At 64.0% G+C, this 24,745-nt stretch carries 27 protein-coding genes and 1 pseudogene; 14 read left to right on the top strand and 14 right to left on the bottom strand.

The genetic code is table 11. The features are described from left to right. Positions 1-110 precede the first annotated feature (110 nt). Positions 111-362: an outer membrane lipoprotei OprI gene (gene oprI / locus CAG33_RS21675; protein WP_011335311.1), complete on the bottom strand. Its 252-nt coding sequence runs from the start codon at positions 360-362 to the stop codon at positions 111-113. A gap of 639 nt (positions 363-1,001) precedes the next feature. On the opposite strand from oprI, the gene CAG33_RS21670 reads away from it, so the two are divergent. Next, the gene (locus CAG33_RS21670; RefSeq protein ID WP_085577992.1) at positions 1,002-1,283 is read left to right on the top strand and encodes a GNAT family N-acetyltransferase; all 282 of its coding nucleotides are present in this window, start codon (positions 1,002-1,004) and stop codon (positions 1,281-1,283) included. Between the two features lie 62 nt (positions 1,284-1,345). On the opposite strand, the gene CAG33_RS21665 is transcribed toward CAG33_RS21670, so the two are convergent. Beyond that, positions 1,346-2,422: a 3-deoxy-7-phosphoheptulonate synthase gene (locus CAG33_RS21665; RefSeq protein WP_085577991.1), complete on the bottom strand. Its 1,077-nt coding sequence runs from the start codon at positions 2,420-2,422 to the stop codon at positions 1,346-1,348. Positions 2,423-2,596: 174 nt separating this feature from the next. Further along, positions 2,597-3,040 carry a PilZ domain-containing protein gene (locus tag CAG33_RS21660; protein ID WP_085577990.1) on the bottom strand — a complete coding sequence of 148 codons (444 nt, stop codon included), beginning with the start codon at positions 3,038-3,040 and terminating at the stop codon, positions 2,597-2,599. Here CAG33_RS21660 and CAG33_RS21655 point away from each other — a divergent pair. The 5 genes from CAG33_RS21655 to cysB all read left to right on the top strand — a co-directional run bounded on the left by CAG33_RS21655 (position 3,039) and on the right by cysB (position 7,006). Continuing rightward, positions 3,039-3,425, top strand: a complete 387-nt coding sequence (locus CAG33_RS21655) for a co-chaperone YbbN (protein WP_085577989.1) — start codon at positions 3,039-3,041, stop codon at positions 3,423-3,425. The genes CAG33_RS21660 and CAG33_RS21655 overlap by 2 nt on opposite strands. After that, complete coding sequence (locus CAG33_RS21650; RefSeq protein ID WP_085640476.1) at positions 3,422-4,381, top strand: putative 2-dehydropantoate 2-reductase; 960 nt, start codon at positions 3,422-3,424, stop codon at positions 4,379-4,381. The genes CAG33_RS21655 and CAG33_RS21650 overlap by 4 nt, the downstream gene beginning before the upstream one ends. Before the next feature lie 30 nt (positions 4,382-4,411). Further along, the gene (locus CAG33_RS21645; protein ID WP_085577987.1) at positions 4,412-5,317 is read left to right on the top strand and encodes a 5'-nucleotidase; all 906 of its coding nucleotides are present in this window, start codon (positions 4,412-4,414) and stop codon (positions 5,315-5,317) included. 98 nt (positions 5,318-5,415) lie between these two features. Then, positions 5,416-5,919: a universal stress protein gene (locus CAG33_RS21640; protein WP_085577986.1), complete on the top strand. Its 504-nt coding sequence runs from the start codon at positions 5,416-5,418 to the stop codon at positions 5,917-5,919. Between the two features lie 112 nt (positions 5,920-6,031). Continuing rightward, positions 6,032-7,006 (top strand): HTH-type transcriptional regulator CysB, encoded by a 975-nt coding sequence (cysB, locus tag CAG33_RS21635; RefSeq protein ID WP_085577985.1) that lies wholly within the window; start codon positions 6,032-6,034, stop codon positions 7,004-7,006. Between the two features lie 15 nt (positions 7,007-7,021). On the opposite strand, the gene CAG33_RS21630 is transcribed toward cysB, so the two are convergent. Continuing rightward, complete coding sequence (locus CAG33_RS21630) at positions 7,022-7,504, bottom strand: GreA/GreB family elongation factor (RefSeq protein ID WP_085577984.1); 483 nt, start codon at positions 7,502-7,504, stop codon at positions 7,022-7,024. Between the two features lie 2 nt (positions 7,505-7,506). Beyond that, entirely contained in the window at positions 7,507-7,914 is a 408-nt protein-coding gene (locus CAG33_RS21625; RefSeq protein WP_085577983.1) for a hypothetical protein, read from the bottom strand. A 124-nt stretch (positions 7,915-8,038) separates the two neighbouring features. On the opposite strand from CAG33_RS21625, the gene earP reads away from it, so the two are divergent. Continuing rightward, positions 8,039-9,181: an elongation factor P maturation arginine rhamnosyltransferase EarP gene (earP, locus tag CAG33_RS21620; protein ID WP_085577982.1), complete on the top strand. Its 1,143-nt coding sequence runs from the start codon at positions 8,039-8,041 to the stop codon at positions 9,179-9,181. A 48-nt stretch (positions 9,182-9,229) separates the two neighbouring features. After that, a complete protein-coding gene (efp, locus tag CAG33_RS21615) occupies positions 9,230-9,799 on the top strand; it encodes an elongation factor P (protein WP_085577981.1) in 570 nt (189 codons plus the stop codon). A gap of 84 nt (positions 9,800-9,883) precedes the next feature. On the opposite strand, the gene CAG33_RS21610 is transcribed toward efp, so the two are convergent. The 4 genes from CAG33_RS21610 to CAG33_RS21595 all read right to left on the bottom strand — a co-directional run bounded on the left by CAG33_RS21610 (position 9,884) and on the right by CAG33_RS21595 (position 13,184). Continuing rightward, positions 9,884-10,894 carry an alpha/beta hydrolase gene (locus CAG33_RS21610; RefSeq protein WP_085629821.1) on the bottom strand — a complete coding sequence of 337 codons (1,011 nt, stop codon included), beginning with the start codon at positions 10,892-10,894 and terminating at the stop codon, positions 9,884-9,886. A gap of 36 nt (positions 10,895-10,930) precedes the next feature. Further along, the gene (locus tag CAG33_RS21605) at positions 10,931-11,350 is read right to left on the bottom strand and encodes an organic hydroperoxide resistance protein (RefSeq protein ID WP_085577979.1); all 420 of its coding nucleotides are present in this window, start codon (positions 11,348-11,350) and stop codon (positions 10,931-10,933) included. Positions 11,351-11,682: 332 nt separating this feature from the next. After that, entirely contained in the window at positions 11,683-12,144 is a 462-nt protein-coding gene (locus CAG33_RS21600; RefSeq protein ID WP_085577978.1) for a MarR family winged helix-turn-helix transcriptional regulator, read from the bottom strand. 83 nt (positions 12,145-12,227) lie between these two features. Then, positions 12,228-13,184 (bottom strand): LysR family transcriptional regulator, encoded by a 957-nt coding sequence (locus tag CAG33_RS21595; RefSeq protein ID WP_085629825.1) that lies wholly within the window; start codon positions 13,182-13,184, stop codon positions 12,228-12,230. Positions 13,185-13,294: 110 nt separating this feature from the next. Here CAG33_RS21595 and CAG33_RS21590 point away from each other — a divergent pair, with 110 nt between their 5' ends. After that, positions 13,295-14,044: a sulfite exporter TauE/SafE family protein gene (locus tag CAG33_RS21590; RefSeq protein ID WP_085640474.1), complete on the top strand. Its 750-nt coding sequence runs from the start codon at positions 13,295-13,297 to the stop codon at positions 14,042-14,044. On the opposite strand, the gene CAG33_RS21585 is transcribed toward CAG33_RS21590, so the two are convergent. Further along, positions 14,034-14,888, bottom strand: coding sequence for a LysR substrate-binding domain-containing protein (locus CAG33_RS21585; RefSeq protein ID WP_085577975.1), 855 nt, complete (start codon positions 14,886-14,888; stop codon positions 14,034-14,036). The genes CAG33_RS21590 and CAG33_RS21585 overlap by 11 nt on opposite strands. A gap of 96 nt (positions 14,889-14,984) precedes the next feature. Here CAG33_RS21585 and CAG33_RS21580 point away from each other — a divergent pair, with 96 nt between their 5' ends. Further along, positions 14,985-15,200, top strand: coding sequence for a DUF1127 domain-containing protein (locus tag CAG33_RS21580; protein ID WP_085577974.1), 216 nt, complete (start codon positions 14,985-14,987; stop codon positions 15,198-15,200). Between the two features lie 73 nt (positions 15,201-15,273). Beyond that, complete coding sequence (locus CAG33_RS21575) at positions 15,274-16,500, top strand: winged helix-turn-helix domain-containing protein (RefSeq protein WP_085640472.1); 1,227 nt, start codon at positions 15,274-15,276, stop codon at positions 16,498-16,500. A gap of 99 nt (positions 16,501-16,599) precedes the next feature. Here CAG33_RS21575 and CAG33_RS21570 read toward each other — a convergent pair whose 3' ends face one another. After that, positions 16,600-17,946, bottom strand: coding sequence for a class II 3-deoxy-7-phosphoheptulonate synthase (locus tag CAG33_RS21570; RefSeq protein WP_085640470.1), 1,347 nt, complete (start codon positions 17,944-17,946; stop codon positions 16,600-16,602). Positions 17,947-18,096: 150 nt separating this feature from the next. Here CAG33_RS21570 and CAG33_RS21565 point away from each other — a divergent pair, with 150 nt between their 5' ends. After that, the gene (locus tag CAG33_RS21565; protein WP_085629829.1) at positions 18,097-18,852 is read left to right on the top strand and encodes a spermidine synthase; all 756 of its coding nucleotides are present in this window, start codon (positions 18,097-18,099) and stop codon (positions 18,850-18,852) included. A 110-nt stretch (positions 18,853-18,962) separates the two neighbouring features. On the opposite strand, the gene CAG33_RS21560 is transcribed toward CAG33_RS21565, so the two are convergent. After that, positions 18,963-19,754: a crotonase/enoyl-CoA hydratase family protein gene (locus tag CAG33_RS21560; RefSeq protein WP_085640468.1), complete on the bottom strand. Its 792-nt coding sequence runs from the start codon at positions 19,752-19,754 to the stop codon at positions 18,963-18,965. A gap of 387 nt (positions 19,755-20,141) precedes the next feature. On the opposite strand from CAG33_RS21560, the pseudogene CAG33_RS21550 reads away from it, so the two are divergent. Then, positions 20,142-21,846 (top strand): annotated as a pseudogene (locus CAG33_RS21550) (DEAD/DEAH box helicase). Between the two features lie 127 nt (positions 21,847-21,973). On the opposite strand, the gene CAG33_RS21545 reads toward CAG33_RS21550, so the two are convergent. Then, a complete protein-coding gene (locus tag CAG33_RS21545; RefSeq protein WP_085577968.1) occupies positions 21,974-22,741 on the bottom strand; it encodes a class III extradiol ring-cleavage dioxygenase in 768 nt (255 codons plus the stop codon). A 104-nt stretch (positions 22,742-22,845) separates the two neighbouring features. Between CAG33_RS21545 and CAG33_RS21540 the strand changes: the two genes are divergently transcribed. Next, positions 22,846-23,511, top strand: coding sequence for a thiopurine S-methyltransferase (locus CAG33_RS21540; protein WP_085577967.1), 666 nt, complete (start codon positions 22,846-22,848; stop codon positions 23,509-23,511). 222 nt (positions 23,512-23,733) lie between these two features. Here CAG33_RS21540 and htpX read toward each other — a convergent pair whose 3' ends face one another. Then, the gene (htpX, locus tag CAG33_RS21535) at positions 23,734-24,621 is read right to left on the bottom strand and encodes a protease HtpX (RefSeq protein ID WP_085577966.1); all 888 of its coding nucleotides are present in this window, start codon (positions 24,619-24,621) and stop codon (positions 23,734-23,736) included. Positions 24,622-24,745 lie beyond the last annotated feature (124 nt).

Here is a 24,745-nt window from a genome sequence, read left to right as displayed (position 1 = left end):
ACCCGCCGGCGCGTGACGCGCCGGCGGGTTTTTTGTTGCCTGCAGAAAGCGGCGGGCACAAAAAAGCCGACCCAAAAATGGGTCGGCTTGATAACAATCCCGAAGGACTATTACTTGCGGCTAGCTTTTTCCAGCATGCGCAGAGCACGCTCGTTAGCTTCGTCAGCAGTCTGTTGTGCTTTTTGAGCAGCAGCCAGAGCTTCATCAGCTTTGCGGTAAGCTTCGTCTGCACGAGCTTGGGCGCGAGCAGCTGCGTCTTCAGTAGCGGTCAGACGTGCTTCGGTTTCTTTCGATGCGCTGCTGCAACCGGTAGCCAGAACTGCGGCCAGAGCCAGAGCAGAGAATTTCAGAACGTTGTTCATCGTGTTCCCCTTCAAGGACTTTCAATTAAGTGGCTGTCTCCTCCGATTGAGGAAATAGCCGGCGTACATACTACCCGTTACTTGTAGTAAGTAAACTGACGTAGTGCAAGAAGCAAAAAAAATTGTAGGCGCTGATTCTTTTTCGAGCAACTTTTAACTGGTCTGTATAAAAAATGTCCAGCTGTAAGCCCCGTGATGAGCGAGTCAATGAGAAAAAGTTCCCGTTAGGCAATGCTGTTTTGCCGTCGTTGGCCAATGTCCGTCTATATGGATTCGTCCACACTTTCATTGCGATTTTGTGCGGTGCTTCGCCTATCTTTGGCCGTGTAGAGGTGACTTAAAAAGACGGGGCTCGTCTTACGTCTCAACATCCGGCAATGTTCAGGCGTGCGGAGCGGGGGCAAGCGTCGCCCGCACCGCGCCCGGCGTCCACCGGAGCCGCCGTCGCCGGCGTGCATGTTGACGAGTGTGCCTTGAGCATTTGGCCCATTGGTGCCTACTATTCGTCACGTGCCAGGTTGCGCGAGATCGGTGCGGCTCTTCTCGGTGTCCATCAGGCACGGGGTGGCGTAGATGTTCCTTCGCCGGGAAAACATCGGTAAGGTAGGGGTCATATTCAAAGACCCGCGAGGAGTAGTGATGAGCGAGGCGTTGTCCATCCACCATGACCAGGCTGGTCATCAGTTCGAGACCAATGTGGACGGTCATCGTGCCTACCTGACCTATATGGATCTGGGGAAACAGACCCTGGACATCTACCGCACCTTCGTGCCCAACGCCTTGCGTGGCCGAGGCATCGCGGCGGCACTGACCGAACGGGCGCTGCAGTACGCCGACGAAATGGGCTACACGGTGATTCCTTCGTGCTCCTACGTCGAGCGCTACATGGAGCGCCATCAGAAGCGCACCGCCAAGATCTGAACGTCATCCATAAAAAAACGCCGGGCTCAGCCCGGCGTTTTTTTATGCCCGCGATAAAGCTGTCAGGTGCGCTGACGCTTGGGCAGCACGTCCTTGAGTTTGGCGTGCATGCTGCGCAGGGTGTTTTCGGTGGCGGTCCAGTCGATGCAGGCGTCGGTGATCGACACGCCGTACTGCAGGTCGGCGAGGTCTTTCGGGATCGCCTGGCAACCCCAGTTCAGGTGGCTTTCGACCATCAGGCCGATGATCGACTGGTTGCCTTCCAGGATCTGGTTGGCGACGTTCTCCATCACCAGCGGTTGCAGCGCCGGATCCTTGTTGGAGTTGGCGTGGCTGCAGTCGACCATGATGTTCGGCTTGATCTTCGCCTTGGTCAGCGCCTGTTCGCACAGTGCGACGCTGACCGAATCGTAGTTCGGCTTGCCGTTGCCGCCGCGCAGCACCACGTGACCGTAGGCGTTGCCCTTGGTGGTGACGATCGACACGCCGCCTTCCTGGTTGATGCCCAGGAAACGGTGCGGGCTGGAGACCGACTGCAAGGCGTTGATCGCCACGGTCAGGCCGCCGTCGGTGCCGTTCTTGAAGCCGACGGCCGAGGACAGGCCGGAAGCCATTTCGCGGTGGGTCTGGGATTCGGTGGTGCGCGCGCCGATGGCCGACCAGCTGATCAGGTCCTGCAGGTACTGCGGGGAGATCGGGTCGAGGGCTTCGGTGGCGGTCGGCAGGCCTTTCTCGGCCAGGTCCAGCAGCAGTTGGCGACCGATGTGCAGGCCGTCCTGGATCTTGAACGAGTCGTCCAGGTAAGGGTCGTTGATCAGGCCTTTCCAGCCGACGGTGGTGCGTGGCTTCTCGAAGTACACGCGCATGACCAGGTACAGCGTGTCGGAGACTTCCGCCGCCAGCACCTTCAGGCGCTCGGCGTATTCGTGGGCGGCCTTGACGTCATGGATCGAGCACGGGCCGATCACGACGAACAGGCGGTGGTCGGTGCCGTCCAGGATGTTGCGGATGACTTCGCGACCCTTGGTGACGGTGCGCAGGGCAGCGTCGCTCAGGGGGATATCGCGCTTGAGCTGATCGGGAGTGATCAGGGTCTCGTTGGAGGCGACGTTAAGGTCGTTGATCGGTAAATCAGCCATCGTTTACTCGTCAGGTCACGGGTGCCGTCCGCCAGCGATCCCCGCGCGGCGGAGCACAGCGGAATTGAGCGCGTCGGGGAGCGGAACCTTAGCGCGTTAGGCGCCTGCTCGACAATGGGAAAGTAACTGTTCAGGGGGGCTTTCGCGCCGGGGCGACGGGGCCCCGGAAGCCGTTCAATCCAGAACGGGGTGGGCAAAGGCCTTGCGGACGGTGTCGTGGGAGAACTCGTCGGCGTGCTGCGCGACCCATTGCAGCGCCAGCGCCTGGATGTCCTGCAGGTCGTCGTGGGCCTCGTTGAGGCGGCAGTAGCGTTCGATCTGGCACACTTGCTCGCCCATCCGCGCGCTGAACAGCGTCTGTTCGTCCGTGAAGGCGATGCCCACCAGATAGCCCTTCTTGCGCCGCAGGCACCAGGCGACGTAGCCCGGATAGCAGATGTCGGCGTTGAGGGTCGGCATGCGCACCTGCAGCGCCGTGCCGTGGCGCCATGCACGATGGTAATTGCAAGCGATGCCGCCGAGGCTGATAGTGTTCAGCCGTTGCCGCGAAATGCATTCAGGTGTGAGCAACGTCAGTTCAACGGGCACATCGTCCGGATGAGGAATGAAACGTCCCATGAGCACAGACTCCCTGTGTCGGCCATTTGACATTGTTTCCCCCAGTATAGTGGTCGAATCGCAACTGACCGATTTCGACGCCGACCAACGGCTGCTGGCGATGAGCGGCGTTTCCCTGGTGATCTTCACCAGCGCGGGCTGTGCCTCGTGCCGGTATGCCCGCCAGACGCTGCCGACGCTGAAGCTTGCGGTCGATCGCTTGTGCTGGATCGACGCCGGCGACAACGGCGGGCTCGTCGAGCGTTATCAGGTCTTTCATTTGCCGGCGCTGTTTGTGGTGCGCGACGGCGAGTTCTTTGGTGCTGTGCACACGCGCCTGAGCGCCGGCGAGCTGAATGCCGCCGTGGCCGGGGCGCTGGAGCGAATTGCAGAGGAGTTGCCATGACGGGGGCAGTGAACAACAGGCCGGCGGTGGGGATCATCGGTACCGGCGCGATCGGCGGGTTCTACGGATTGATGCTGGCGAGGGCCGGGTTCGATGTGCACTTTCTGTTGCGCAGCGAGTTCAGCGCCGTGGCCGAGCGCGGCTTGCGGGTGGACAGTGCGGTGCACGGCGCGCTGACGCTCGACCCGGTGCAGGCCTACGCAAAAGCCGACGACATGCCGCCGTGCGACTGGCTGCTGGTCGGGGCCAAGACCACCGGCACCGCCGACCTGGCGCCGGCGATCGTGCGGGCGGCGAAGCCCGGCGCCAAGGTGCTGTTGCTGCAGAACGGCCTGGACGTCGAGGACAGCCTGCGGGCGTTGCTGCCCGATTCGCTGCACCTGCTCGGCGGCCTGTGCCTGATCTGCGTCCACCGCGAGGGGCCGGGGCAGATCACCCATCAGGCGCTGGGGGCGGTGAACGTCGGCTACCACAGCGGCCCGGCGCCGGACGGCGCGGCGCGGATGGCGATCGTCGAGGAGGGCGCCGGGCTGTTCCGCGCCGCCGGCATCGACTCCCAGGCGATGCCCGACCTGCAGCAGGCACGCTGGCAGAAGCTGGTCTGGAACATTCCCTACAACGGTCTGTCCGTGCTGCTGGGGGCGAGCACCACCCCATTGATGGCCGACGCCGACAGCCGCGCGCTGATCCAGGCGCTGATGGCCGAAGTGGTGCAGGGCGCCAAGGCCTGCGGCCATGACATGCCGCCGGGCTATGCCGACTATCTGTTCATGATGACCGAGAAAATGCCGGACTATTGGCCGAGCATGCATCATGATTTCCTGCACAAGCGGCCGCTGGAACTGGAGGCGATCTACGCCCGGCCATTGGCGGCGGCCAAGGCGGCGGGGTGCGAGCTGCCGCGGATCGAGGCGTTGCACCGAACCTTGGGGTTCATCGACCGACGCAACAGGTGAGAGCGTTTTTCATGCACGGCGAGGGAAGGCATGGCAAAGAACATCGATGACAAACTGGTGCTGGCGATTTCGTCCCGCGCCCTGTTCGACCTGAGCGAAAGCCACAAGGTCTATGAGTCGAGCGGCGTCGAAGCCTACCGGCAATACCAGATCGAGCATGAGGACGAGATCCTCGCGCCGGGCGATGCCTTCCCGCTGGTCGAAAAGCTGCTGAGCCTCAACGCCCGTCTCGGGCGGGCGCGGGTCGAGGTGATCCTGGTGTCGCGCAACAGCGCCGACACCGGCCTTCGGGTGTTCAACTCGATCGGCCATTACGGCCTGGCGATTTCCCGGGCCGCGTTCGTCGGCGGGCGCAGCCCTTATCCGTACCTGAAGGCGTTCGGCTGCGACCTGTTTCTCTCCACCCACGCCGAGGACGTGCGGGCTGCGCTGGACGCAGGGTTCGCCGCGGCGACCATCCTGTCCGGCGGCGCCGGCCGTGCGGCCAGCGACGAACTGCGCATCGCCTTCGACGGTGACGCGGTGCTGTTTTCCGACGAGTCGGAGCGCATCTATCAGTCCGGAGGGCTGGAGGCGTTTCAGGCCAAGGAGCGCGAGTCGGCGCGCGAGCCGCTGCGCGGAGGGCCGTTCAAGGGGTTTCTGGCGGCGCTCAACGTGCTGCAGCGTGAGTTCCCGGAGGACGATTGCCCGATCCGCACCGCGCTGGTGACGGCCCGTTCGGCGCCGGCCCACGAGCGGGTGATCCGCACCCTGCGCGAGTGGGACATCCGCCTGGACGAGTCGCTGTTCCTCGGCGGTCTGACCAAGGCGGCGTTCCTCGAAGCGTTTGCCGCCGACGTGTTCTTCGACGACCAGGCCGGGCACTGCGAACTGGCGCGGGAAGTGGTCGCCACCGGTCACGTGCCCCATGGCGTGAGCAACGAACCTTCGCTCTGAAGCCCGCGTGGCACAAGACGTTGCACCGCCCGCCGCTGTCGCCAAGGCACTGCTAAGCTGAATCAAATCTCCGCCATGTCGGCACGCTGGGAGGTCACATGATTCGTGCGATGCTGTATGCCACTGACCTCGGTCTGTACGCACCGTTAGTGATGCAGCACGCCTTGGCGCTGGCGCGGACGTTCGACGCCGACCTGTATGTGGTGCACGCGGTGGAACCCATGGGGCTGTTCGCCGAATCGGTGCTGCAGAGCTATCTCGACGAGCAGGCGCTGAACGAATTCCACAGCCAAGGGCTGAAGACGGTCATCGCCAACATCGAGCAGCGGGTGCTCGACAGTTTCCGCGAAGAGCTTGGGGACGAAGGGGAGCAAGACCTGCAGCGGATCCGGGCCGTGCGGGTGCTGCAAGGGGATCCGTCCCAGGTGATTCTCGAACAGGTGCAGAAACTCTCGGTCGATTTGCTGATCGTAGGAAGTCACAGCCACGGGGTGGGGGCGGAAACGCCGTTGGGGCGCACGGCGGCCCGGGTGCTGCAATTGTCCAAGGTGCCGGTTTATCTGGTGCCGCTGGTGGAGCGTCGGCGTCGGGAGGATCGCTGAAGCGGAATAATGGCGTTTTGATGAAATAGTTCTAGATTTATTCTTCAAACCATTCATATAGTTATATATCGTCGCTGATGCCCGTGGCGTCTACCTGCTTTGAGGGATTCATATGAAGCTTCAACAATTGCGCTACATCTGGGAAGTGGCGCACCACGACCTCAACGTTTCCGCTACCGCCCAAAGCCTCTACACCTCGCAACCGGGCATCAGTAAACAGATCCGACTGCTGGAAGACGAACTCGGCGTCGAAGTGTTCGCCCGCAGCGGCAAGCACCTGACCCGCGTCACCCCGGCCGGCGAACGCATCATCACCACCGCCGGCGAGATCCTGCGCAAGGTCGAGAGCATCAAGCAGATCGCCCAGGAATTCTCCAACGAGAAGAAAGGCACCCTGTCGATCGCCACCACCCACACCCAGGCCCGTTATGCGCTGCCGCCGGTGATCAGCAATTTCATCAAGCAATACCCGGACGTGGCGCTGCACATGCACCAGGGTTCGCCGATGCAGATCGCCGAAATGGCCGCCGACGGCACCGTGGACTTCGCCATCGCCACCGAAGCGCTGGAGCTGTTCGGCGATCTGGTGATGATGCCGTGCTACCGCTGGAACCGTTGCGTGGTCGTGCCCCAGGGCCACCCGCTGACCAAGCTGCCGAAGCTGACCCTCGAGGCGCTGGCCGAATACCCGATCGTGACCTACGTGTTCGGTTTCACCGGCCGCTCCAAGCTCGACGAAGCCTTCAGCCACCGCGGCCTGACGCCGAAAGTGGTGTTCACCGCCGCCGACGCCGACGTGATCAAGACCTACGTGCGCCTGGGTTTGGGCGTGGGCATCGTGGCGAAAATGGCCGTCGACACCACGCTCGACAAAGACCTGGTGGTGCTCGACGCCAGCGAACTGTTCGAGTCCAGCGTGACCAAGATCGGTTTCCGCCGCGGCACCTTCCTGCGCGGCTTCATGTGCGACTTCATCGAAAAATTCGCGCCGCACCTGACCCGCGAAGTGATGGCCAAGGCCATCCAGTGCCACAACAAGCAGGAACTGGAAGAGCTGTTCGACGGCGTCGAACTGCCCGTCCATTAAGTAAGCGTCTCCCTTCTAGAGCACCTCGGTGACAGCGAACTGTTGCCGGGTGCCCGCCACCAGCACCTCCACCTCATCGCCTTCGAACCTGCCCAGCAGACCTTTGCCCAGCGGCGAGCGCGGGCTGATGACGGTGACTGGCTGACCCACCACATCGACCTTCAGGCCTGCCGCATCCGGCGCCAGGAACAGCCATTGCTCGCGCCCGCGTTCGTCCTCGAGGCCGAGCAGCGCACCCACCTCGATGCCCCGGCTGTCGTCGTAGGCGCGCAGGATCAGGTTCTGGCACAGCGCCAGCGACTGGCGGATTTCCTCGACGCGCCTGGCCTGCCCGGCGGCCAGGTACGACGCCTCCAGCCCAAGGGTGTCGTACTTGTTCTCGGCGATGTTCTCTTCGTGGGTCGCGGCCTCGTAAGCGGTTTGCGCCGCGCGCTCGGCGATGTCGAGGTCGCTGCGCAGCTTGTCGAGGATCAGTTGGTGGACGGTGTGTTTGTTCATGGTCAATCGCAGAACTGCAGCACGTTGGCGCGGCTCTTTTCGCTCGGGGCCGTCTGATCCTGCTGCAGCCAGAACTGGCATTTGGGATTGGACAGGTTGCGGGTGCTGTTGCGGGCCTGATCCAGGCGCACTTGCTGTTCGTTCTTGCGCAGGTTCTCTTCGTACTGCTCGAACATCCGGTTCTGCGGCTCCGGTTGCGGCTGCGGCTGGGCGACGGCCGGCGGCTTGCCCATTTGCTGAACCGCCTCGGTCACCGGGGCCAGCTGATGGCTGAAGAGCCGGGAGGCGAGCCACCAGGTCAGGGCGATGGCAAGAAAACCCAGCCACAGGCCGAGGGCGATGCTGCCGGTCAATTGCAGCGCACTAAGCTGAACGGGCAAAGGGCGACGCGGGGCGGGACGGTAGGGCATGACAGCCTCCTGGCGGACGAGAGCGGGCGAGCACCGATTGTCGCACGAAGATTCGTCGGCGTCGGCTCTTCTCCGAGGGCTCGTTTGCGCGGACAATCGGCGCTTTTGCCAACGGGAGCTTCTGATGGCGGCAACGAACACCCGCTGGGACATCTTTTGCACCGTGGTCGACAACTACGGCGACATCGGCGTGACCTGGCGCCTGGCCCGGCAACTGGTGGCCGAGCACGGCGTGGCGGTGCGCCTGTGGGTCGATGACCTGCGGGCGTTCGAGCGTCTCTGCCCGGAAATCGACCCAAGCCTCGCGCAGCAGCGGCAGCAGGGGGTCGAGGTGCTGCACTGGCCGCAGGCGTGGGTCGGGGCGGAGGCGGCCGATGTGGTCATCGCGGCGTTCGCCTGTCAGTTGCCTGGCCCGTACATGGATGCCATGGCCGAACGGGAACAACCGCCGCTGTGGATGAACCTCGACTACCTCAGCGCCGAAGACTGGGTGGTCGGGTGCCACGGACTGCCGTCGGTGAAGTACCGGTCGGTGCAGAAGTTTTTCTTCTTTCCGGGGTTCCAGCCAGGCACCGGTGGGCTGTTGCGTGAGCAGGGGCTGATCGAACGGCGTGAGGCGTTTCAGCAAGATCCCGCAGCCCAGCGAACATTCCTGCAGGAACTGGGGATTGATCCGGCGCCCGGCTCAGAGCTCATTTCACTGTTCGCCTATGAGAACGCCGGCCTGGCCAGTTGGCTCGATGTGCTGGCCGCCGATGCCCGGCCGACCCACTTGCTGGTGCCGGAGGGCCGGATCCTGGGCGACGTCGCCCGCTGGCTCGGGGTGGACGCGCTGACGGCGGGCGCCTTGCAGGTGCGTGGGTCGCTGACCGTGCAGGTCATCCCGTTCGTGCGTCAGGATCAATACGACCGCTTGCTCTGGTGCTGCGATTTCAATGCGGTGCGCGGGGAGGACTCGTTCGTCCGGGCGCAGTGGGCGGGGCGGCCGATGCTGTGGCACATTTACCAGCAGGAAGAAGACATCCACCTGGACAAGCTCGACGCGTTCCTGGCGCTCTACACCCAAGGCCTTTCGTCGGCTGCGGCTGAGGCGACAAGCGGTCTATGGCGGGCATGGAGCGCCGGACTCCCCATCGGACAGCACTGGCTCGCGGCCCGCAAACACTGGACGGAACTGCAGCGGCACGCCCAATCCTGGTCTCTGGAACAGGCCTTGCAGGCCGATCTTGCCACGGCGCTGGTACAGTTTTACCGAAATTGGCTATGATACGCGGCCTAGATTTTTGTACATCCCATCCAAATTCGGATATTCGCAATGAAAACTGGTAAAGAACTCAAACCCGGTACCGTGCTCCGTATCGACAACGATCCTTGGCTGGTTCAGAAAACTGAATTCACCAAGTCGGGCCGTAACAGCGCGATCATGAAGACCAAGCTGAAGAACCTGCTGACCGGTTACAAGACCGAAACCGTTTACGGTGCGGACGACAAACTGGACGACGTGATCCTGGACCGCAAAGAAGCCACCCTGTCCTTCATCAGCGGTGACTCCTACACGTTCATGGACACCACCGACTACACCATGTACGAGCTGAACGCCGAAGACATCGAAAGCGTGCTGCCGTACATCGAAGAAGGCATGGAAGACGTCTGCGAAGCCGTGTTCTTCGAAGGCCGTCTGGTATCGGTAGAACTGCCGACCACCATCAGCCGTCAGGTCGTCTACACCGAGAACGCCGCTCGCGGCGACACCTCGGGCAAGGTGATGAAGCCTGCCAAACTGAAGAACGGCACCGAGATCCAGGTTGCTGACTTCATCGAAATCGACGAGTGGATCGATATCGACACCCGCGACAACTCCTTCAAGGGTCGCAGCAAGAAGTAATTCTGCTGTCGTGTCGCACAAAAAAACCCGACCATCGAGTCGGGTTTTTTTGTGCCCTGCGGGAGCGGGACTGTTCCTACAGCTTCACTTCAAGTGTTGCTTGAGTTCCTGCGAAGCCTGAAGCATCGCCGAACGCACCGCCGGCACCTGGCTGACCACGTTGAGCAAACCGTAGTCGTGGATCAGACCGTTGTAGCGCACGGCCGTCACCGGCACACCGGCCTCGTCCAGTTTGCGGGCGTAGGCCTCGCCTTCGTCACGCAGCACGTCGGCGCTGGCGGTCTGCACCAACGCAGGCGGCAGGCCTTTGAGTTGCGCGGTAGTGGCCCGCAGCGGCGAGGCGTAGATCTCGTTGCGCTGCTTGGCGTCGGTGGTGTAGTTGTCCCAGAACCACTTCATCATGTTGCGGGTGAGGAAGTGCCCCTCGGCGTACTGGCTGTAGGAACCGGTGTCGAAGCTGGCGTCGGTCACCGGCCACAGCAGCGCCTGGAAGCGGATGGCCGGAGTGCCCTTGTCCTTGGCCATCAGCGCGACCACGGCCGCCATGTTGCCGCCGACGCTGTTGCCGGCCACGGCCAGGCGCTTGCCGTCGACGTTGATCTCTTTCCCGTGCTCGGCCACCCATTTCGTGGCGGCGTAGGCCTGGTTGATCGCCACCGGGTAATGCGCTTCCGGCGAAGGGGTGTAGTTGACGAACACCGCCGCCGCACCCGAACCGGCCACCAGGTCGCGCACCAGGCGTTCGTGGGTCGGGAAGTCCCCCAATACCCAGCCGCCGCCGTGGAAGAACATGAACACCGGCAGCTCACCCTTGACCCCGGCCGGGCGGACGATGGTCAGGCTCAGCGGCTGGCCGTCGACCTGGATGGTCTTCTGGCTGACATCGGCCGCCGGCAGCGTCAGCTTGACGCCGGCCTGGGCGCCCACCAGCACGGCGCGGGCCTCTTTCGGCGTCATCTGTTCCATCGGCTTGCCGTTGCCGGCGTTCAGCGCATCGAGGAACGCCTGGGTGTTGTGTTCGACATCACCGGCGAACGCGCTGTGGACGGACAGGGCGAGAAGGGTGCCGGTCAAGACTTTGCTCAAAGCGTTCATGTTCATTTCCTGTGTTCGGGCCTTGGGTGTCGAGGGTTACACGGTGACGTGCAGGCGAACGTCGACGTTGCCGCGGGTGGCGTTGGAGTACGGGCAGACCTGGTGGGCCGCGTCGACCAGGCTTTGCGCGTCGGCCTGTTCCAGGCCCGGCAGGCTGATGTGCAGGTCGATGTCCAGACCGAACCCGCCTGGGATCTGGCCGATGCCGACATGGGCGGTGATCGAGGCGTTGTCCGGGATCTTGCGTTTGGTCTGGCCGGCGACGAATTTCAGGGCGCCGATGAAGCACGCCGAGTAGCCGGCGGCGAACAGTTGCTCAGGGTTGGTGGCCGCGCCGCCGGCACCGCCGAGTTCTTTCGGGGTGGCCAGCTTGACGTCGAGGATGTTGTCGCTGGAGATCGCACGACCGTCACGGCCGCCGGTGGAGGTTGCGATTGCGGTGTAGAGAGTTTGCATGGTGTGAGCCTCTTGAGGTGTGTTTGCCGCGCTAATTGTTTGCGCGTTAAGTAAGTGCGAGATGAATGTATCGCTCTAATATTTAGCGCGCAAGATAAATTTTTCGAAAAAGCTGGCGCGAGCAACGGAAATACACCGCTTATGTGGCGTAAGTTTTTGATGTGAAAGGATTTTTATGGCTAGACAGGAGGCAAAAATATTTTGCGTAGGCAGGTGACACGCAGCCCCTGTAGGAGCGAGCCTGCTCGCGATGGCGGTGGTTCAGTCACGCAAAGGCTGAATGTCCAACCGCTATCGCGAGCAGGCTCGCTCCTACAGGGGGAAGGGGGGATTCAGCTCAGGCTGTCTTGCAGGTGGCTGCGCAGCGCCTGCAGTTCGGCCTGCAGGTGCTGCAGGCGCTCCAGCGAAAAGCCGCTGGCGCCGAGGATGCACTGCGGAATGGTGCGGGCCTGCTCGTGGAGGGCGCGGCCCTGCTCGGTCAGTTCGACGATCACCACCCGTTCGTCTTCCCGGCTGCGGGTGCGGCTGAGCAGGCCTTCGCCTTCCAGGCGCTTGAGCAGCGGGGTCAGCGAGCCCGGATCGGTCAGCAGGCGTGCGCTGATTTCCCCGACGGTCAAGCCGTCCTTTTCCCACAGCACCATCATCGCCAGGTATTGCGGGTAGGTCAGGCCGAGCGCTTGCAGCAAAGGCTTGTAGACCTTGGTCATCATCAGCGAAGTGGAATGCAGGGCGAAGCAGGCCTGGTTGTCCAGCAGCAGGTCTTCGCAGAGGTCGGTGTTGCGGTCGGTGTTCATGTCAAAGCCTTGATCGGTAATCGGATGAATCTAGCGCCCGAACCTTTAATGCGCCACACAATTCTGGCCGGGCGCGGCATCGGTCAGTGCCGGCCCAGCTCCCGTTGCAGCGCCAGATCCCAGGGCGGCACCGGGCTGAAGCGGGTCTTGAGGTACTCCAGCAACAGGCGGCTGCGTGAGCTGGCCTGCTGTGCCAGACGCAAGGCATAGATGACGGCGGGTTCCGGTTTGGGCAGACCGTGTTCGCAGAACAGCGGCAGCAGCTCGCCGCGCAGCAGGTATTCGCTGGCCAGCCAGGTCGGCAGGTGGGCGATGCCGAGGCCGGCCAGGGCGCCGCACACCAGTGCCTCGGCGTTGTTGGCGCTCATGCGGATCCGGCCCGGCCGGTGCAGCTGCATTTTCCCCTCGTGTTCGAAGCGCCAGGCGAAGGGCGGGGCGAGGCCGTCCCAGTCCAGGCCGTCATGGTCGCTCAGTTGCGCGGGGTCGGCCGGCATGCCCCGGCGTTTCAGGTAGTCGGGGCTGGCGCAGGCGATGCGCATCATGCTCGCCAGAGGCGTGGCGACCAGCCGGGTGTCGGCCAGTTGCCCGGCGCGCAGCACCAGATCGACCTTGCCCAGGTTCGAGCCGTGCATGTCGACGAAACTGTCGATCAGGTGCAACTGAACGTCCAGGCCCGGGTACAGCACCAGGAAATCGGCGATCACCGGCGCCAGGTGCCGGCGGCCGAACGCCGCCGGGGCATCGACCCGGATCAGGCCTTCCGGCGCGCTGCTCAGGGACACGGCCTCGGCCCGGGCCAGGCGCAGTTCGGCGACGATCCGCCGCGCCCGCTCGGCGAACGCCAGCCCGGCCGGCGTGGCGCGCACGGCGTGGGTGCTACGGATGAACAGTTGGCTGCCCACCGCCGATTCCAGGCTGTCGATGCGCCGCGCCACGGCCGAAGGTGTCAGCGGATGACGCCGGGACGCTGCCGAAAAGCTGCCGCTTTCCAGCACGTCGAGGAACAGGCCGAGCTGTTCGGTCAATTGATTGGGGTTCATGAAAGGTCGTTGCCTTTGCGAATTTGGCACAGCCATTGTGCGTTGCTGTGCGTTTCCGAGCCAGCACCGACTGCGTAGGATGACCCCCATGACGTAAGAGGAGTACTGCTGTGATCGAGTTTCTGCTGTACCTGCTGTTTGGCGCCGCCCTCGGCACACTGGGCGGCGTGTTCGGGATCGGTGGCGGCCTGATCGCCATTCCTTTGCTCGGCGCCTGGTTCGGGCTCGATCAGCAATTGGCCCAAGGCACGGCCCTGGTGATGGTGGTGCCCAACGTGATGCTGGCGCTGTGGCGCTATCACCAGCGCAACCGCATCGAACTGCATCACGCGCTGCCGCTGGCGGTGATGGGATTCTGCTTTGCCTGGATCGGATCGGTCTGGGCGGTGCGGATCGACGCGCAGACCATGCGCATCGGTTTTGTGGCGTTCCTGGTGGCGCTGTCGGCCTACAACGTGTTGCGCATGTTCGGCGGCAAAGCGGCGGCGACATCTGAGATGCGTTATTCATGGCCATGGCTGGGCGTGCTCGGCGCGGCCTCCGGCACCATGGGCGGCCTGTTCGGCGTGGGCGGGGCGGTGGTGGCGACGCCGGTGCTGACCAGCCTGTTCGGCACCACCCAGGTGGTCGCCCAGGGCCTGTCGCTGGCGTTGGCGCTGCCCAGCACCGGGGTCACGCTGGTGACCTACGCGGTGCACCGGGAAGTGGACTGGATGATCGGCCTGCCGCTGGCGGCGGGCGGGTTGTTGAGCATCAGCTGGGGCGTGCGCATCGCCCACGCGATGCCGGAAAAGCTGCTGCGCGGGCTGTTCTGCGGTTTCCTGGTACTGAGCGCGGTGATGCTCGCCCTTAAAGTTTGAAGCCTTCGACGATATGCTCGGCCAGGCACTCGGTGATCGGCGACGGGTTGTTGAGGTTGCGGATCAGCATGATGCTGGCCTCCGGCAGCAGCGGCAGGTCTTCGTCGGCGCCGAGGATGCGCATGTCCGGGGTGATCAGGCTTTCCAACTGCGCGGTGATGGCCAGCCCCGCGCTCACCACCGCCATCAGCGCCGACAGGCTGGTGCTGTTGTAGGCGATGCGGTATTCGCGGCCCATGGCGTCCAGCGCGTTGCAGGCCCAGAGGCGGCAGAAACAGTCGCTGTTGAACATCGCCAGCGGCAGGGGTGTCTGTTCGTGGGCGCTGAAGTTCTGCGCTTCAGCCCAGACGAAGCGTTCCTTGCGCAGCAACTGGCCGATCTCGCTGCCTGGCTCGCGGGTGACGATCGACAGGTCGAGGTCGGTGCGCTGCAGCAACTGCTTGGTCGATTCGCAGTGCACCTCGATCTGGATCAGCGGATAGAACTGGGCGAAGCGCGACAGGATCCCCGGCAGGAAACGCATCACGTAGTCATCCGGAGTGCCGATGCGCACGGTGCCGACCATGTGCGGCTCGCGCAGGGTGTTGAACACTTCGCTGTGCAGCTTGAGGATGCGCCGGGCGTAGCCCAGCAGCACCTGGCCCTCGGCGGTCAGGCGCACCTGGCGGCCGTCGCGCTCGAACAGCTGGCGCTGCAGCACGTCTTCCTCCAGGCGCTTCATCTGCATGCTCACCGCCGACTGGGTGCGGTTGACCATTTCGCCGGCGCGGGTGAAGCCGCCCTGATCGGCAATCGCGACGAAGGTGCGCAGGACATCGGTATCGATACTGGGGTAGGCGGACATTCATCAATCTCCGAGATGCATGCCATCAGAAACATTCGTTGGATTGATCGTAGACCCGGGGCGAGACTGAAGCCATCCCTAAAGGAGGGCAACACGATGAAAGGTCAAAGCGAATATGTAACTGACGAAAAAGTGTCCGGCCATCTCGTTTCCGATCTGCTGCACAAGTTCAGCCGCTGGTACGAGCTGCACCGCGAGCGCGAGCTGCTCGCCGGCCTGAGCGACGAAGCGCTGAAGGACATCGGCGTCAGCCGTGCCGATGTCGAGCATGAAGCGGTGCGGCCGTTCTGGGACGACCCGATGCACAAATGATGACGGTGACTCGGGGGACGCTACACAAACCACTTTCAGGTGAGGTAGGTTGCGAGCAGACAAGGAGACGTTCATGCCCGCGACACTGTCCTTTTCCCTCAAACAGGCTCGACGCTTGGCGCTGGCCGCCCAAGGATTCCACGGGCGCCAGCCGCCGGCCGTCAAGGCGCAGCACCTCAACCGGCTGATCGAACGGCTGGGCCTGCTGCAGATCGATTCCGTCAACGCGGTGGTGCGTTCGCACTACTTGCCGCTGTTTTCCCGCCTCGGTTCCTATTCCGCCGATTTGCTCGACCAGGCCGCCTGGAGTTCGGGGCGTCGCCGTACGCTGTTCGAATACTGGGGGCATGAAGCCTCGTTGCTGCCGCTGTCGATGTACCCGTTGATGGGCTGGCGCATGCAGCGGGCCCGGCGCGGCGAGGACATCTATCAGCAGTTGGCGCGCTTCGGGCGTGAACAGCAGGACACGATCCGACGGGTGTTGGCCTCGGTTCAAGAGCAGGGCGCCCTGGGGGCGGGCAGCCTGTCGACCCGCCAGGAAAAGGCCGGCCCTTGGTGGGACTGGAGCGCCGAAAAGCACGCGCTGGAGTGGCTGTTCGCGGCGGGTGAAGTCACCGTCGCCGGCCGGCGTGGCTTCGAGCGCCTGTATGACTTGCCGGAGCGGGTGATTCCGGGGTCGGTGCTGCAGCAGCCGCTGCCGGATGAAGCCGAGGCGCAACGGGGCTTGCTGCTGCACGCCGCCCAGGCGCTGGGGGTCGCGACGGAGAAGGACTTGCGCGATTACTTCCGTCTGAATCCGGGGGACGCCCGACCGCGCCTGGCGGAACTGGTCGAGGCCGGACAACTGCTCACCTGCGCAGTCGAGGGCTGGCGGCAAACCGCCTATTGCCTGCCCGAGCCCAGGATCCCGCGCAAGGTCGGCGCCGCTGCGTTGCTGTCGCCGTTCGATTCGTTGATCTGGGAACGCAGCCGCACCGAGCGCCTGTTCGGTTTCCGCTATCGGCTGGAGATCTACACGCCGCCGCACAAGCGGGTCTATGGCTACTACGTGTTGCCGTTCCTGCACGACGAGCGGATCGCGGCGCGTGTGGACTTGCGGGCGGAGCGGGCGCAGGGGCAGTTGGCGGTGCATGCGGTGCACGAAGAGGAAAGCGGTCTGGATGAGGCGGGGATGCAGGCCTTGGCGCTGAACCTGAAGGCGCTGGCGGGTTGGCTGGGGCTTGAGCGGGTGCAGCTCAATTGCCGGCGGGAGAGTGCCGGCAGGTTGCGGCAGGCATTGGCACAGGTTGAAGGTGCTTGAGCCGACGCCATCGCCAGCAGACCGGCTCCCACATGAGGTGTGCGCGCGACACAGAACCCCTGTAGGGGCCAGCTTGTTGGCGATCGGAGCGATTCGCCCTTACCGGCGCACCTGCTTCAGCGTCTCGGCGATCAGGAACGCCAGCTCCAGCGACTGGTCGGCATTCATCCGCGGATCGCAATGCGTGTGGTAGCGGTCCGACAGCCCGTCCTCGGTGATCGGCCGCGCGCCGCCGATGCATTCGGTCACGTTCTGCCCGGTCATCTCGATGTGGATGCCGCCGGCGTAGCTGCCTTCGGCCTGATGCACCTGGAAGAACTGTTTCACCTCGCCGAGGATCTGCGCGAAGTCGCGGGTCTTGTAGCCGCTGCTGGCCTTGATCGTGTTGCCGTGCATCGGGTCGGAGCTCCACAGCACCTGCTTGCCCTCACGCTGGACGGCGCGGATCAGCGCCGGCAGGTGGTCGCCGACCTTGTTCGCGCCCATGCGGGCGATCAGGTTCAGGCGGCCCGGATCGTTGTCCGGGTTGAGCACGTCGATCAGGCGGATCAGGTCGTTCGGATCCATGCTCGGGCCGACCTTGACCCCGATCGGGTTGTTCACCCCGCGCAGGAACTCGACGTGGGCACCGTCGAGCTGACGGGTGCGGTCGCCGATCCACAGCATGTGCGCCGAGCAGTCGTAATAGTCGTTGGTCAGGCTGTCGCGGCGCACGAAGGCTTCTTCGTAGTTCAGCAGCAGCGCCTCGTGGGCGGTGAAGAAACTGGTTTCGCGCAGTTGCGGCGAACTGTCCATGCCGCAGGCGCGCATGAAGGCCAGGGTCTCGTCGATGCGGTCGGCCAGGTGGCTGTACTTTTCGGTCAGCGCCGAATTGGCGATGAAGTCCAGGTTCCACTTGTGCACCTGGTGCAAGTCGGCGAAGCCGCCCTGGGCGAACGCGCGCAGCAGGTTGAGGGTCGCGGTGGACTGGTGATAGGACTGCAGCAGGCGCTCGGGATCCGGCACACGGCTGGCGGCGTCGAAGCCGATGCCATTGACGATGTCGCCGCGGTAGGCCGGCAGGGTCACGCCGTCGATAGTCTCGTCGTTGGCCGAGCGGGGCTTGGCGAACTGGCCGGCCATGCGCCCGACCTTCACCACCGGGCAGCCGGCGGCGAAGGTCATGACCACCGCCATCTGCAACAGCACCTTGAAGGTGTCGCGGATCTTCGCCGCCGAGAACTCGGCGAAGCTTTCGGCGCAGTCGCCGCCCTGGAGCAGGAACGCCCGGCCCTGGGTGACCTCGGCGAACTGGCGGCGCAATTCGCGGGCCTCGCCGGCGAACACCAGCGGCGGATAGCTGGCCAGGGTCTGCTCGACCTGGCGCAGGTGCGCGGCGTCGGGGTAGCGGGGTTGTTGCTGGATCGGCAGGGCGCGCCAGCTGTCAGGGCTCCAGGGTTGGCTCATCACGGTCTCTAGGGGTCTACGCACGGACGCCCATGGTAGCAGCAATTAGTGCGTGACCTGCTCCTGCCGATTGGCCGACAATCGCCGCTTTGCCACGGCGCCGCACGGGTGCCATCGCGTCACCGCGCCCGGTGACCGTCAGGAGATGAAATGACTGAGGAGCGCGTCGAGCGGTTGCTCGCCGAAGTGCAGGACGAGTTTGGCGTGATCCGCGTGCTGGAAGTGGCCGATTACCGCTTTCTGGAGTTCGGCGACGCCATCGAGCAGAGCTGCGTGTTCACCGCCGACCCGAGCTGGCTGGAGTACGACTACACCCGGGCGATGCTGATCGGCGCCTTGTGCCACGAGCAGCCGGAGAGTGCGCTGTTTCTGGGGCTGGGCGCGGGGACGCTGACCCAGGCCTGCCTGAAGTTCTTGCCGCTGGAAGACGTCGAGGCCATCGAGTTGCGCCCGGACGTGCCGCGCCTGGCCATCGAATACCTGGGGCTGGACGACGATCCGCGCCTGTACATCCGCGTGGGCGATGCCCTTGAACTGTTGCCGACCGCAGAGCCGGCGGATCTGATCTTCGTCGACCTGTACACCGACGTGGGCCCCGGCGCCGGGCACCTGGCCTGGAATTTCCTCGGCGACTGCCAGAAGCGCCTGAATCCCGGCGGCTGGCTGGTGATCAACCAGTGGGCCACCGATGACGGCAAGCCGTTGGGCGCGGCGTTGCTGCGCGGCCTCTATCACCGGCATTACTGGGAACTGCCGGTGAAGGAGGGCAACGTGATCCTGATCGTCCCGGCGGACCTTGAGCAGGAACTGGACTTGCCGGCGCTGACCGCACGGGCCGAAGCGCTGTTGCCGAGGCTGGGTTATTCGCTGCAGTCGTTGATCAACGCGATTCGTCCGGCGACCTAGCCCTGCGGGATGCCGCGGTCCCTTCACGGGCAGGCTGGCCCCGGCCGTGAAACGCGATCCCCTGTGGGAGCCAGCCTGCTGGCGATGACGGATCTACAGGCGCCGCGTTATCAGACCCCTCTGAAGACCCCGGCCCGCCGCTCCACCAAAGACCGCACGCCTTCCCGTGCATCCTCGCTGGCCAGCAGTTTCTTCACCAGCGGCGGCAATCCTTGGGCCGCCGCCGTCTCGCCTTCATAACGGGCCTGGCGCGCCGACATCAGCGTCGCCTGCACCCCTAAAGGCGCCTGGCGGGCAATCCGCTCGGCCAGTTCGACGGCCCGGGGCAACAAGTCTTCGCTGGCCATGACTTCCTGCACCAGCCCCAGGCGCAACGCCTCATGGGCATCGAACTCGTCGCCGGTCAGCAGCCAGCGCATCGCGTTGCCCCAGCCGGCCACCTGATGAAAGCGCAACGTCGCACCGCCGAACGGAAAGATCCCGCGCTGGACTTCCATCTGGGCGAACCGGGTGTTGCTCGCGCACAGATTGATGTCGGCGGCGAGCATCAACTCGATGCCGATGGTCAGGCAGTAGCCTTGGGCCGCGACGATCACCGGTTTGCTGACCCTGGGGCCGGCGAACACGCCCCACGGGTCGCAACCGCCGCTGGGCACCTGCCAGCCTTGGGCGAGGGTGGCACTGGCGTTGACCAGGTCGAGCCCGGCGGTGAAATGCTCGCCGTGACCGAACACCACTGCGACCCTGGCGTCGCTGTCGGCCTCGAATTCGCCATAGGCCAGGCTCAGGTCATTGAGCAGGTCCAGGTCGAAGGCATTGCGCTTGGCGGCGCGGTCCAGGCCGATCAGGTACACATGTCCGAGTCGTTCACGGCTGACGCGACCGGCGGCGGGCTGATTCATGGGGATTTCCTCGGACGGGAAAATGAGGGGCAGCGACCACGTGCCGCAGGTAGATGAATCGTTTAAGCGTCATCGCCCGCAGGGCCGGGCCTTTGGAAAAATAGACCTTCGCCGGATTATCCGCAAAACCCCGTTACATCGCGGTGACAAACCTGTCGGGCCGACAAAAAAAGCTCCACTTTTGGGCAAATTCCGGTATAGTGCGCGCCGGCCTTTAACAGGGCCTCGTCCAGGTAGCGCATTCCCGAAGTCAGATTCGGTTGCTCGTCCGCATTGCGGGCTCTTCCTGACGACTCTTTTTTCCATCCATTCGTTTTCGCAAATCCCCGCCGACAAAGCTGCCAGGGCGACTCTTGAGTCTCAACACGGCATGTGCAGCTTTGGAGCATGGGTCTTTGCGGATGCACTTTGAGGCAGACCCATGACCCAGGAAATCGGCGGCTTCGCCGCTCTTGAACTTCATCCCAATATTGTCGCTGCAGTAGTCGCCACCGGCTATGAAGAGCCTTCGGCCATTCAGCAGCAGTCGATCCCGATCATCCTCGCCGGTCACGATATGATTGGCCAGGCGCAAACCGGCACCGGCAAGACCGCTGCCTTTGCCCTGCCTATCCTGCACCGCATCGATCCGTCCAAGCGCGAGCCGCAAGCTCTGATCCTGGCCCCAACCCGCGAGTTGGCGCTGCAAGTAGCAACCGCTTTCGAAACCTACGCCAAGCAAATGCCGGGCGTGACTGTTGTGGCCGTCTACGGCGGTGCGCCGATGGGCCCGCAACTGAAAGCCATCCGGAACGGCGCACAAATCGTTGTCGCCACCCCGGGCCGTCTGTGCGACCACCTGCGTCGCGACGAAAAAGTCCTCGCCACCGTGAACCACCTGGTTCTCGACGAAGCGGACGAAATGCTCAAACTGGGCTTCATGGACGACCTCGAAGTCATCTTCAAGGCCATGCCTGAATCCCGCCAGACCGTACTGTTCTCGGCCACCTTGCCGCAGTCGATCCGTGCGATCGCCGAGCGTCACCTCAAGGATCCGAAGCACGTCAAGATCCAGAGCAAGACCCAGACCGTCACCGCGATCGAGCAGGCCCACCTGCTGGTTCACGCCGACCAGAAGACTTCCGCCGTTCTCAGCCTGCTGGAAGTGGAAGACTTCGACGCCCTGATCATGTTCGTGCGCACCAAGCAAGCGACCCTGGATCTGGCCAGCGCCCTCGACGCCAAAGGCTACAAGGCCGCGGCGCTGAACGGCGACATCGCCCAGAACCAACGTGAGCGCGTGATCGACTCGCTCAAGGACGGCCGCCTGGACATCGTCGTCGCCACCGACGTCGCCGCCCGTGGCCTGGACGTGCCGCGCATCACCCACGTGTTCAACGTGGACATGCCGTACGATCCGGAATCCTACGTGCACCGTATCGGCCGTACCGGCCGTGCCGGTCGCGAAGGCCGGGCGCTGCTGCTGGTGACGCCGCGCGAGCGCCGCATGCTGCAGGTGATCGAGCGTGTGACCGGCCAGAAAGTGGCCGAAGTGCGCCTGCCGGACGCCCCGGCGATTCTCGATGCCCGCATCAAGAAGCTGACCAACAGCCTGGCGCCGCTGGTGGCCGATGCCGAAGCGACTCACGGCGATCTGCTGGATCGTCTGACCGCCGACATCGGTTGCAGCCCGCGTGCCCTCGCTGCCGCCCTGCTGCGCAAGGCCACCAACGGTCAGGCGCTGAACCTGGCAGCCATCGAGAAGGAGCGTCCGCTGGTGCCGAACAGCGCACCGCGCGGCGAGCGCCCTGACCGTGGCGAGCGTCCGGACCGCGGTGACCGCGAGCGCCGTGCGCCGATGCCGCTGGGCGAAGGCCGTGCCCGTTGCCGTACCGCGCTGGGCGCGCGTGACGGTATCGCGGCCAAGAACCTGCTGGGTGCCATCCTCAACGAAGGTGGCCTGGCACGTGACGCCATCGGTCGCATCCAGGTGCGTGACAGCTTCAGCCTCGTCGAGCTGCCGGAAGAAGGCCTGGATCGTCTCCTGGCCAAGCTGAAGGACACTCGCGTTGCAGGCAAGCAGCTGAAACTGCGTCGCTACCGCGAAGATTGATCGGCCTGCGGGCTGATTGATCGAGCGAAAAAAATCCCCGACCGGTTCGGGGATTTTTTTTTGCCTGCGGTTCGGGTCTGCGTGCACCCCGAACCTCTGTAGGCGCGAGCCTGCTCGCGAAGGGCGGTCAGTCGAAGCGGTAGATGTCCATGCCCAGTGCGCCCATGGTGAAGCCCTGATGGGCAACGCTGAACTTGCCTGCGGCGCCACGGGCGAAGTACAGCGGCAGCAGGTGTTCGTCGCTGGGGTGGCTGCGCACCGCATTCGGTGCTTGCCGGCGGTAGTCGTGCAGCGCGGTCTCGTCGTCCGCCACCAGTCGGTCGATCATCCAGTCGCGGAAGTCACGGGCCCAGGGTTCGACGCTGTCCGGGCCGGCATGCCAGTCCAGTTCGCGCAGGTTGTGGGTAATGCTGCCGGAGCCGATCAGCAGGATGCCTTCTGCGCGCAGGCCGGCCAGCGCCTGGCCGACCCGGGTCTGCAGCGCCGGGCCGCCGCGGGTGGGCAACGACACCTGCACGATCGGTATGTCGGCCTGCGGATACATCAGCGACAGCGGCACCCACACGCCATGGTCGAACGGACGTTGCGGGTCAAGGCGGGCGGGCAGGCCGTTGGCGGTCAGCCGTTCGGCGACTTCGCCGGCCAGTTGCGGATGGCCCGGTGCCGGGTACTGCACCTCGAACAGGGCACGGGGGAAGCCGCCGAAGTCATGCCAGGTCTCTGGCTGCGGGTGGCTGCCGACCAGCAGTTCATGGCTTTCCCAATGGGCGGAAACGATGACGATGGCCTTGGGCCGAGGCATATCGGCGGCCAGTCGCGCGAGGGCGGGGCCGCTGGCACCGGGCTCGAGCGCGAGCATGGGCGAGCCGTGCGAAATGAACAGGCTTGGAAACATGAAGGGGTTCCTGAGCGTTAAGATGGGCTCATCTTCATTCAGATCATTGATCTAAATCTAATATAAGTTTTAACGCGTTTTTATCGATTTTTTGGGAGTGATCCATGCAGCCCGAGTTTTGGCACAAGAAGTGGGAATCCAATCAGATCGGTTTTCATCTGTCGCAGGTGAACCCGTATCTGCAGCGGCATTGGCCGGGTTTGCCCGTGCCGCAGCAGGCGCGTGTGCTGGTGCCCTTGTGCGGCAAGAGCCTCGACTTGCTGTGGCTGGCCGGGCGCGGTCACCGGGTCTTGGGCGTGGAGTTGTCGCAGAAGGCCGTCGAGGACTTTTTCGGCGAGCAGCGGTTGCAGCCCCAGGTCAGCGAGGAGGGCGCCTTCAAGGTCTACCGGGCCGGTGCGATTGAGTTGATGTGCGGGGACTTCTTTGCCTTGACGGCGGAGGACGTGGCGGACTGCGCCGCGCTGTATGACCGGGCGGCGCTGATTGCCTTGCCTGCGCCGATGCGTGAACGCTATGCGGCGCATCTGCAGGTCATTCTGCCTACGGACCTGCATGGGTTGCTGATCACGCTGGATTACGACCAGGCGCAGATGCCCGGGCCGCCGTTTGCGGTGGCGGACGCTGAAGTGCAGCGCCTTTTGGGTGCCGCGTGGCAGGTGCGGATGCTGGAGGAGCAGGACGTGCTGGGGGACAGCTGGAAGTTTGTGCAGGCCGGGGTGACGCGGCTTGAGGAGCGGGTGTATCGGGTTTCCGGTCTTTCGATTTCTTGAGGGAATCGGGGGATCCGGTCTGTGCTTGCGCCTCTGTGGGAGCCAGCCTGCTGGCGATGGCGGCCTTACAGCCTGCGAGCCTTTATCTGTCGACCAGAAAGCATGTGAAAGCGGACAGGCCCAGGGCCGCGGCTCGACGAGGAAACCGGTTCGGTCACGCCAATGAACCGTATCAAAAAAAAGGCCCGCATCGCTGCGGGCCTTTCTGTTGTTGCGTGGAAATCAACCGCGACGGCGCAGGGCGTCGATGCGTTCTTCCAGCGGCGGGTGGCTCATGAACATGCGGGCCAGGCCCTGCTTGATGCCGCCGTTGATGCCGAACGCGTTCAGGGTGTCGGGCATGTGCACCGGCAGGCCCTGTTCGGCGCGCAGGCGTTGCAGGGCGCCGATCATCGCGCTGGTGCCGGCCAGGCGTGCGCCGGCTTCGTCGGCACGGTATTCGCGCTTGCGCGAGAACCACATCACGATCGCGCTGGCCAGGATGCCCAGCACCAGTTCGGCGAAGATGGTCGCCACGTAGTAGGCGATGCCCTGGCCTTCTTCGTTCTTGAAGATGACCTTGTCGACGAAGTTGCCGATGATCCGGGCGAAGAACATCACGAAGGTGTTCACCACGCCCTGGATCAGCGCCAGGGTGACCATGTCGCCATTGGCGACGTGGCCGATCTCGTGGGCCAGCACGGCCTTCACTTCATCGGGCGAAAAGCGCTCCAGCAGGCCCTGGCTGACGGCCACCAGTGCGTCGTTCTTGTTCCAGCCGGTGGCGAAGGCGTTGGCCTCGTAGGCCGGGAAGATCCCGACTTCGGGCATCTTGATCCCGGCTTCCCGGGACAGTTGCTCGACGGTTTGCAGCAGCCATTGCTCGTGCCGGGTGCGCGGCTGGCTGATGATCTGGGTGCCGGTGCTCATCTTCGCCATCCACTTGGAGATGAACAGCGAGAACAGGGAGCCGGCGAAACCAAAGACGGCACAGAAGACCAGCAGCTGATTGAGGTTGAGGTCAACCCCGTTGGCCGCCATGAACCCGTTGAAGCCGAACAGGCTCAGGGTGATGCTGGCTATCAGCACGACCGCCAGGTTAGTGGCCAAGAACAGCAGGATGCGCATCATGGTTGTAGAAATCTCCTCAAGCTAAAGATGTAGCGTACTGCGGGGTATATAAGGTGCGGCACCTGGCGATTCAACCGGGTGACTATTTCAAACTGTGTCCTACAGCGGATTCCGTGACGTTCGC

This window comes from Pseudomonas sp. B3(2017) (assembly GCF_002113595.1).
In the GTDB taxonomy this organism is placed as follows: domain Bacteria; phylum Pseudomonadota; class Gammaproteobacteria; order Pseudomonadales; family Pseudomonadaceae; genus Aquipseudomonas; species Aquipseudomonas ekonensis.
Note: the sequence above shows the minus strand (reverse complement) of the source record. Positions and strands in the feature narration are given on the sequence as shown.